Below are 9,599 nucleotides of genomic sequence, written 5' to 3' on the forward strand. Positions count from 1 at the left end.
CATCTTCAAGTAGCGGGGAGCAGGATCGAACTGCCGACCTTAGGGTTATGAATCCTACGCTCTAACCATCTGAGCTACCCCGCCGTTTTTATTTTTATGGCTCTTTTTCTGGTTAATAAAAAGAGTGGCCTTGCGTTAAAACAAGTGGCCGTTCCTAAAAAGGTTTGCAAATATAGTAGAAATTCGTTTTCTTTAGAAAAAATGTTTCACATTTACTTTTGTTTCTGTTTTTTTAAGTGTAAACCGAATGTCCGAAAAGAAAAAATTTACCATTGAGTACGAGATTAAGTCATCTCCGCGTATCCTGTTCAGCTTCTTAAGCGAGCCTAATGGCTTGTCTCAATGGTTTGCCGATGAGGTTAATATTCGTGACCATGTTTATACTTTTACATGGGATGACGAATCGCAAAAAGCCAAACTTTGTTCAGTTAAGGAAAACAGGTCTGTACGTTTTAAATGGCTCGATGATGATGCCCAGTATTATTTTGAAATGGAAATAATGCAGGATGAGCTTACCAATGATGTAGCCCTGGCCATTACTGATTTTGCAACGGAAGATGCCATTACAGAACGAAAGCAGATCTGGGATAACTCTATCGATTACCTCATAAGTGTATTGGGCGCCTGATAAAACTTTATTTTAGCTAATTTTGTACGCTGAACTGGTTTTGCACGTTAAAGGGTTTTAACTGTGCGGCTAACTGGTTTTGCCCCTGTTAATTGCAAATAGCACTGATGAAGAAGATCCACCTTTTACTCCTTAAATCATTTATAAGGCCTTTTTTGGTTACGCTTTTCATCGTGATGTTTGTGTTGCTAATGTTGTTTTTGTTTAAATACATTGACGACCTTATTGGCAAGGGCTTTGCCTGGTACACCATCCTGGAGCTCATGATGTATAATTCGGCCACCAATGTTCAAATGGCCCTCCCGTTATCCATCCTGCTCTCTACCATCATGACCTATGGCTCCCTTGGCGAAAATTACGAGCTCGTTGCCATCAAAGCGGCAGGCATTTCGTTGCGCCGGGCCATGTACCCAATGATCGTGATCATTTCCATACTTAGTATCGCAGCGTTCTTTTTTTCTGATTATATGCTGCCGGTGGCCAACCTTAAATATTATTCACTGTTGTATGATGCCCGGAAACAAAAATCGGCCGATTTGCTGCCCGAGGGGGTGTTCAGTACCAGTTTTCCTGGCTACACAATCCGAGTAAAACGTAAGGATCCGGACGGACAGCGGTTGTACGATATCATGATCTATAAAAAAAGTGAGAAAGGTGATAACAACAATTCGGTGATCCTGGCCCGCGAGGGCACCATGTTTCGTACCATGGGCGATAAATACCTGGTATTACGTTTAAAGGATGGGGTGACATATGAAGAAACCGCTTCCGAAAATGCCACATATAATACGAGGCAGCGCCTGCTGCGGGAGCGTTTTAAGGAAACCGAAACCAAGTTTGATCTGTCGGCATTTAAGCTCACCCGCACCAGTGAAAGCGAATTTAAATCGGCATCTCAAATGATGAACATTAAACAGCTGAGGCATTATCTCGATTCGTCGCAGCGTTCAGTAGATAGCAATGTGATGGTGAATTATAAACTGGTTACACCATACATTAAATACTATTCAATACCTGCGCAATCAAAGGTTATTAAAAAATATAAAGAGTTTGATCCTAAAAAAGATGTTTTTCAGGGCCTTACCTTATCCGAACAGCAAATGAGCCTCAACAGTGCGGCTTCCGAAATAAGGTCGATCAAGGATGTGATCAAAAACCGGAGCGACAGGTATAAAGGTGACTCGGAAGGTATCCGCAGGTATTTTGTAGAATATCAAAAAAAATATAACCTTTCGGTAGCTTGTTTGGTATTGTTTTTAATCGGTGCGCCGCTGGGCTCCATCATCCGCAAAGGTGGTTTGGGCCTGCCGGTTGTAGTTTCGGTGGTATTTTTTCTCATCTACTATATCATTACCACTATTGGCGAAAAATCGGTTAAGGGCGGCGATATTAACAAGTATTTGGGCATGTGGATTTCTATTATCACGCTGCTGCCTATCGGTTTGTTCCTTTCTTATAAAGCGGCTACAGACTCCGCCTTGTTTGATATGGAGATTTATAAACGCTTTGTAAACCGCGTGGCAGCAAAGTTTAAGCCCAAGGCAACCCGCCACGGTCATTAACGGTATATTTAATAAACGCCATATTATAAAAGCATTATCATTTTACACAAGGCCGACCCAAGTCATGGTAATATGCGTTAAATTTGATTTAGATTAAACAAGCGTTTAGGCGCTACCCAACAAGTAAGTATAGAATGTTAAACACCATACAGGAAGCGATTGAAGAAATCAAAGCAGGTAAAACAATTATCGTAGTTGATGACGAAGATCGTGAAAACGAGGGCGACTTTTTAACGGCCGCCCGCAATGCCACCCCCGAAACAATTAATTTTATGGTACGCCATGGCCGCGGCCTGGTTTGCGCCCCAATTACGGCGCAAAGGGCGCGCGAACTTGACTTGATGCCTATGGTAAGCCATAACACCACATCGCACGAAACTAATTTTACGGTTTCTGTCGATTTACTTGGGCATGGCTGCACTACAGGCATTTCTGCGAGCGACAGGTCAAAAACCACACTTGCGCTGATCGATCCGGCTACTAAACCCGAAGATCTTGGTCGCCCGGGGCATATTTTCCCGCTGATAGCCAAGGATGGCGGTGTACTGCGCCGCACCGGGCATACAGAGGCTGCTATTGACCTGGCAGTTTTAGCCGGTTTTGAGCCTGCCGGCGTTATCTGCGAAATTATGAAGGAAGACGGCGATATGGCCCGCCTGCCCGATTTGCTGGAGATAGCCAAAGAATTTAACCTTAAAATAGTATCTATCAGAGATTTGATCGCTTATCGCCTGGAGCATGAGTCGATGGTAAAGCGTGAAGTTGCTGTTAAAATGCCTACCGAATGGGGCGATTTTGATATGATAGCTTATACCCAGGTTGATACCGGCGAAAATCATCTTGCCCTGGTAAAAGGAACCTGGGAGCCCGGTGAGCCTATTTTAGTCCGCGTGCATAGCTCATGTATGACCGGAGATATTTTTGGTTCATGCCGTTGCGATTGCGGTCCGCAGTTGCATAAAGCGATGGAGATGATCAGCAGGGAAGGTAAGGGCGCTATTGTTTACATGAACCAGGAAGGCCGCGGCATTGGCCTGATCAATAAATTAAGGGCCTATCATTTGCAGGAAAACGGTTATGATACTGTTGATGCCAACCTTAAACTGGGTTTTAAAATGGATCAGCGCGATTATGGTATCGGTGCGCAGATCCTGCGCAGCCTGGGTATTACCAAAATGCGTTTAATGAGCAACAACCCCAAAAAACGTGCAGGCCTTATCGGCTACGGTTTGGAAGTTGTTGAAAACGTACCTATCGAAATAGCGTCAAACCCTCATAACGAAGCTTACCTGCGCACCAAACGCGACAAGATGGACCATGCCATTATGCGGGATCATTGATCGTTATAAGCTAAAAGCGAAAGGCTGAAAGCGATCTGCTTTAAGCCTTTTACTATTCAATGTATTTGTGCAGAAAAGCTTTTGGCTTTAAGCCTTCAGCTCTACTGGTCCTCATCTTCATCGGGCCTGGTTGCCGGTGTAGTAATTGATGATGGGATAGGAGCGGGGTTAACCGGTGCGTTTTTGCGGCGGCCCTGTCTGAATATGTTCCGGATAAACTCGCCGAAGGTATCAAAGTCACGCTGGTAAACCAAACCTAATCCGTTTACATACTGTGGTGCCAACACATCTGTAAGGCTGCTTAGTGTTACGTTGTTTAACGCCCTGTAAGAGTATCGCGCCGTTAGGTTGCCATCTCGGCGTATTTTGTATAAGGCCTCAAAGTCTTTGGTAAGGCTGTTAAACCGTTGGTTAAACAGGTTACTGTTGTTATTATTAAAAATATCATTTGAGCCATTATTACTAAATAAGCTTCCGTTAAATGTAAGTCTGTCGCCATAAAACCTAAACGATGCACTTGCTTCATTTAATGAGCGAATGTTCAAATCAAAATATTTAATGTTCGATTGCGAAATCAGGCTGTTAAGCTTGTTAAATGCAAATTCGCTCACCGCCTCGCCGGCTGTACCCAGCACCTGGTTGGTTAAGTTATTACTGTTTGAGGTAAAGTTACGGCGAACAATAATACTGATAGCCTGCTGGCTCCGGTTATTGGCATCAGCGAGGTAAGTCGCCAAGTCGTCCTTAACAGATGGATCGGTAGGAAAGTTAAAGTCGAAATCAATATTAGGTTGTAACAGTGATTTGGTCAGGATCAGTTCGGCCTGTACCAAAGTTTGCTGCCCCGAGGTAGGAGTTTGCAGGCCTGCGGCAGTATACAGCGGCGCTTTACTGGTACGGACTTCATACAAGGCTTTAAGGTTTATTTCCGCGTTTGAAGGGTTGCCCGTCCACCTTATGGTACCACCCTGGCTTACAGTAAAGTTTTTACTGATAAAGTTTTTGGCAGTAAATTCAAACTTACCTGATGATATTAAAAAGTCACCGTACATCTCAAAATCGCCCAGGCTGTTAATATTCAATTTTAAATTACGGGCAACGCCGCTGCCTTCCAGCTGGCCATAATCAGTAGCTATTTTTACAATAGTTTTTTCATCGGCGCTTAAATCAAAGTTTAGGGTAACACCGTTAAAAGCACGCTCTTTGGCAACAACTTTAGCGGTGTCACTATGGCTTACAAATTTAATGAAATCGTAATCATTGGCGGTTGACGAGGTATTAAGGGGGATATTGAAAACGGTACCTGCATTGGTGCTGGCGGTAATATCAATCTTCATGTTATCAACCGGGCCGTTGAAGTTAAATGTGCCTGTACCATAAGCCGTACCATAATAAAGGTGGTTATCTTTAAATGTGGTATTCAGGGCCATCAGGTTATCGGCTTTAAGGCTTACATTAATATCCGGGTTGGATAGGTTATTGAGGTTTACGGTTCCATTGGCGGTTCCGGTACCTTTGTGAATGTCTTTCAAAACCATATCCTTAATGCTGATAATGCTGTTGTTGACATCCAGCTTGTTATTAACCGTATAAGCTGTTTTTAAATAATTAACGGTAAGGCCGGTGTTAACAAGTGTAACTGTGCCGTTAAGTTGCGGGTTTGAGGGCTTGCCGGTAAGTTTGAGGTCGGTTGAAACATGGCCTTTTATATCCGAAACAAGGTCTTTAACAAAAGGCTCAAATATAATAGCTTCGGTTTGGTTCATCTTGATATCAAAATCAAGGTTATCATCAGTCTCTTTGCCAAACGAGTAGGTGCCGCCAATGTTCATGGTTTCCAGGCCGCGGTTAATGATATTCATATTAACATCGGCTTGCTTGCGGTCGTTACCAAGTGTGGTAACCAGTTTTACATTGCCCACCAATGTCTTGTTCATGACAAGCGAATCAACAGTTAAATGCGAATCAATCCCCGGGGATTTGAGCACCGAGGTCAGTTTAACGTCGCCATCCAGGTAGCCTTTTAAGTTTACCCCCGAAGTGCGCGTGAGCTGGTTAAACGTACGCATGTTAAATTTCTGGAACGAGAGCTTTAACTGATCGGCGGGGTTATCGGATATAAAACCATCGATAAATACTTTTTGCGGCCCGTTTGAAAGTTCAAAGCCCGATACCTGTGTTTTGCCGTCCAGTAAACGGATGCGCACCTGCTCCTGGATCTTCCATTTCTCTTTTTCCAGTATGATGTCTGATGGCAGCAGTTTAAGTTTGGCCGTAGTATCGCGGCCAAATTCAACCAGGCCATAAAGATCCAGCTGGTTAACAGCGTTTTTATCCGAGAGCTTAACGTTAAAGTTAAGGCTGTCGTTTTTCAGGAAGTTGGTAATGTTGATATCCTTGATAAAAAGACTGTCCGTTAAGTCAACCCGCCTCAGCGATACGTTAAGGCCCAGCAAGCTATCGGTAGTGTTTTCGTCAATAATAAAATCATGGAAAACGGTTTTGCCGTATTTAAGCGTTTTGATATAGCCCGATAGCGTAGCTGTTTTCTTTTCCGAGTTAAACTGCCCAACAAAAGTTCCTTGCTCAGGGATTTTCAGATCGGGCAGGAAAATCGCTGTAAGCGGATCGAGGTTTTTAAGGTTCAGCGAAAAATCAAACTCCTCAGGCTTAGGCGGCACTATAGTTGTTTTTATGGAAGGGATATACTTTTTAACGATGGTTTTAAAATACGAAGGCAGGGTTGCAAGATCATATTTGCCCTTGATGCTGCCATCGGCAAAGTCAGATTTTAAAGCGATGGTGCGGTTATTACCTATGCCGTCGGCTGATAGATACAAAGAGTCAACGGCATAATTATTTCGCGGATTGACCACCCTTGCCGGCGAAAACAGGATGTTCCCCTGCAAATTGGCCAGGTCATCGCCTTTAAACTGGGTTTTAAGCAGCGTGCTTACAGTTAAAGTATCTTTGGTAAAACCAAGCTTGTTCAGGTTAGCGTCCCTGATATCGGCAGTCAAATCATAAGTTGGCAAAGCGGGGTTAAGGTTAACCTTGCCTTTAAGATCAAGCTTTACGTTCCTGTCGTTTATGGTAATATGAGCGTTGGCCAGCCTGTTTATAAAACTGCCGTTAAGCGTAAGCCTGTTATAGGTGTAGTTATTATAAGTGATGGATGCGATTTTTGCATCCACTTTTTCAGTAAGGCTTTTCAGCGCGTCGCCGCTGCCCTGTATGTTTGAAGTAAAGGTGGCCCTGCCCAAATCGCTTTGATCAAGCAGGGTGCCCAGGTCAAAAGCATAGGCGTTAACCCTGCCGCTGTAGCTTGGACGGCCATTTTTATCAATTTTAAGGTTGATGTCTGAATCAAAACGACCGAGCGCAGTTTTAAAAACACCATAGGCAACAAAATCATTCTGCGAGCCGGTAAACCTGCCGGTAAAATTAAAGTTGCCGAATTTGGAAAGTATGGCTGGGGCCTTTTCTGTAGGCGTTCCCGAAAAATGGCTGATCAGGTAATCAAGGTCTTTTTTGTTGGAGGCAACCTGGTCAAATTTTAGCTCCAGGAATGCATTATCCCAATCAGTAAGGTTGTGCAGGTTAAAATCGCCTTTAACAAAAGTGGCCTGCCCGCCGGTAATGGTCACTTTTTTTGCTTTGAGGTTGTTCACATAGCCCTTGGCCTGCCCGTCAATACCCAAATCAAAACTCACTTTTTCTAATGAACTGGTAAAGTAGGAAATATCTGATGACGAAATGCGTGACGATTTAAAGCTGGCATCCATGTGCACCTTGTTTTCAAAATCATCAAAATCATCAAACGATTTAAACTTCATCCTGAAATAATCCTTCAGGTCTGATCGGGGTGTTTGAATGGCCAGGTGCCTTAGTAAAATTTGATTGGTATCTATTGTAGCATCCGATGCGAAGTGTTTTACGGTGAACCCGCTTTTTTCATGCAGGCTTAGGCTTTTTATATTGGCTTTAAACAGGTGGTTCTTTAAATCCATACCCTGTATCAACGTGCTGAAATGCTGAACATCCAGGTCGTTAAAGTTAACCCCGGCTATTACCGTATCGCGCAGGCTGTTCTTGTACCTGAAATGAAAGTTATTGATAGCAATGGTTCCAAAATTTAGCGTCCAGGGTTGGTTTTGGTTTTTTTTGGTGGTATCCGCCGAATTAAAATAATCTATAACAAATTGCAGGTTGGTAGTACTGTCTTTTTGTTTTTTGAGATAGAAGGAGCCATTATCCAGTTCGATATTGGAAAAGTTGATGGTGCGGCGTTTAATACTGCTGAAAAGATAAAAATCCTCAATATCAACAGCTAATCGGGGTGTGCTTAGTAAGGTATCCCGCTTTTTATCCAAAATATAAAGCCCCTCAATTACCACCGAGCGAAATGGCCTGAGGTAAAGGCTTTTAATCCCAACCTTGGTTTTCAATTCGCCGGCAAGGTAAGCTGCTGCTTTTTTGGCAGCCCAGGTTTGTACCGGCTTAAACTGAAATGTGAGCAAAAGTATGCTCAATGTCAATAAAATGAACAATACCAGGCCCAGGAATATTTTGAGTACTTTTTTAATAACTTTGCACCTTTAATTAGTGAGTTAGCGAAATAATGAGTTGGTGAATTTTCCTCTATCCCTATACAATTAGTAAGAGGGATTGGTTTGCTTCTCATTAATAAATCACTAATTCACTAAATCAGTAAATCAATAATTAATAAACACGTGCCCGTAATTTTAGGAATCGAATCATCATGTGATGAAACCTCAGCTTCGGTTTGTGTTGATGGTGTGATCATGAGCAATGTTATTGCCAATCAAACCATACATGAGGCCTATGGAGGCGTAGTCCCGGAGTTAGCCTCAAGGGTTCATCAGCAAAATATTGTTCCGGCTGTTCAGCAGGCATTATTAAACGCAAAAGTAAGCAAAAATGATATTGATGCGGTAGCTTTTACACGCGGTCCCGGACTTTTAGGTTCTCTTTTAGTGGGCGTATCATTTGCCAAAGCTTTCGCACTGGCAAAAGGCATCCCGCTTATTGATATTAACCACATGCAGGCCCATATTCTGGCCCATTTTATCGGCGATAAAAACCCGTCGTTCCCTTTCCTTTGCCTCACCGTATCCGGCGGCCATACGCAAATTGTGCTGGTGAAAGATTATTTTGATATGGAGATCATAGGGCAAACCCTTGACGATGCCGCCGGCGAAGCCATGGATAAGACCAGTAAAATTTTAGGCCTGCCTTATCCCGGCGGACCGCTCATTGATAAATATGCACGCCAGGGGAACCCTGATGCTTATAAGTTCCCAGAGCCGCAGATCCCGGGGTATGATTTTAGCTTTAGTGGCCTGAAAACTTCCATTCTGTATTTTATCCGCGATAACGTAGCTCAAAACCCTGATTTTGTTAGCCAGAACATGGCCGATATTTGCGCATCTGTAGAAAAACGGATCGCTACCATCTTGCTTAACAAACTGCAAAAAGCGGCGCAGGCATATGGCATTAAAGATATAGCTTTGGCGGGTGGCGTATCGGCCAATACAGGCTTAAGGTTAGGACTGCAGGCCATGGCCGAACAAAATGGGTGGAACAGCTTTATCCCTAAAATGGAATACTGTACTGATAACGCCGCCATGATTGCCATAGCAGGCTATCATAAATACCTTAAAGGCGAGTTTATAGGGCAGGACGTTGCCCCGATGGCAAGGATGGCTTTTTAGCCCCCCGGCCCCCTAAAGAGTAATAGCCCATGAAAAGGCAGGAATAATTTGTATATTTATGATAATGAATATCATAGAGACGATTAAGCGTTTTCCAGATCAGTCCAGTTGCATAGACTATCTTGAAGGATTAAGATGGCAAGGATTGCCAGAATGCCCGTATTGCAACAGCAAACGGAGCAGCAAGCGCCAGGAAAGCCAACGGCATATTTGCAATAGCTGTAACCGCAGCTATAGCGTTTTGGTCGGCACTGTTTTCGAGGGCACCAAACTTCCTTTGCCGCAATGGTTTTTGGCTATTTCATTAATGCTGAATGCGAAAAAGGGGTTATCT

At 43.4% G+C, this 9,599-nt stretch carries 6 protein-coding genes and 1 tRNA gene; 5 read left to right on the plus strand and 2 right to left on the minus strand.

Annotated features, from left to right (window positions below):
* Window positions 1–10: 10 nt before the first annotated feature.
* Window positions 11–84: transfer RNA gene (locus BLS28_RS28845), tRNA-Met, on the minus strand.
* A gap of 163 nt (window positions 85–247) precedes the next feature.
* On the opposite strand from BLS28_RS28845, the gene BLS28_RS28850 reads away from it, so the two are divergent.
* From BLS28_RS28850 to BLS28_RS28860, 3 genes are all read left to right on the plus strand, one after another.
* The gene (locus BLS28_RS28850; RefSeq protein WP_090534561.1) at window positions 248–628 is read left to right on the plus strand and encodes an START-like domain-containing protein; all 381 of its coding nucleotides are present in this window, start codon (window positions 248–250) and stop codon (window positions 626–628) included.
* A gap of 107 nt (window positions 629–735) precedes the next feature.
* The gene (locus tag BLS28_RS28855) at window positions 736–2,190 is read left to right on the plus strand and encodes an LptF/LptG family permease (protein ID WP_091175945.1); all 1,455 of its coding nucleotides are present in this window, start codon (window positions 736–738) and stop codon (window positions 2,188–2,190) included.
* Between the two features lie 134 nt (window positions 2,191–2,324).
* Window positions 2,325–3,530, plus strand: a complete 1,206-nt coding sequence (locus tag BLS28_RS28860; protein WP_091175949.1) for a bifunctional 3,4-dihydroxy-2-butanone-4-phosphate synthase/GTP cyclohydrolase II — start codon at window positions 2,325–2,327, stop codon at window positions 3,528–3,530.
* 101 nt (window positions 3,531–3,631) lie between these two features.
* Here the strand turns inward: BLS28_RS28860 and BLS28_RS28865 are convergent, their stop codons facing one another.
* A complete protein-coding gene (locus tag BLS28_RS28865) occupies window positions 3,632–8,062 on the minus strand; it encodes a translocation/assembly module TamB domain-containing protein (protein ID WP_091175951.1) in 4,431 nt (1,476 codons plus the stop codon).
* 201 nt (window positions 8,063–8,263) lie between these two features.
* Here BLS28_RS28865 and tsaD point away from each other — a divergent pair, with 201 nt between their 5' ends.
* Both tsaD and BLS28_RS28875 read left to right on the plus strand, forming a co-directional pair.
* Window positions 8,264–9,265, plus strand: a complete 1,002-nt coding sequence (gene tsaD / locus BLS28_RS28870) for a tRNA (adenosine(37)-N6)-threonylcarbamoyltransferase complex transferase subunit TsaD (RefSeq protein WP_091175954.1) — start codon at window positions 8,264–8,266, stop codon at window positions 9,263–9,265.
* Between the two features lie 64 nt (window positions 9,266–9,329).
* A partial coding sequence (locus tag BLS28_RS28875) for a transposase (RefSeq protein WP_176844536.1) occupies window positions 9,330–9,599 on the plus strand: 270 nt, incomplete at its 3' end.

Origin of the sequence: Mucilaginibacter gossypii (assembly GCF_900100945.1) — a bacterium.
GTDB lineage: Bacteria > Bacteroidota > Bacteroidia > Sphingobacteriales > Sphingobacteriaceae > Mucilaginibacter > Mucilaginibacter gossypii.

Excerpts from the sequence above, each read along its gene's own strand:
- BLS28_RS28850 (WP_090534561.1), top strand. The coding sequence starts at position 248 with ATGTCCGAAAAGAAAAAATTTACCATTGAGTACGAGATTAAGTCATCT.
- BLS28_RS28855 (WP_091175945.1), top strand. The coding sequence starts at position 736 with ATGAAGAAGATCCACCTTTTACTCCTTAAATCATTTATAAGGCCTTTT.
- BLS28_RS28860 (WP_091175949.1), top strand. The coding sequence starts at position 2,325 with ATGTTAAACACCATACAGGAAGCGATTGAAGAAATCAAAGCAGGTAAA.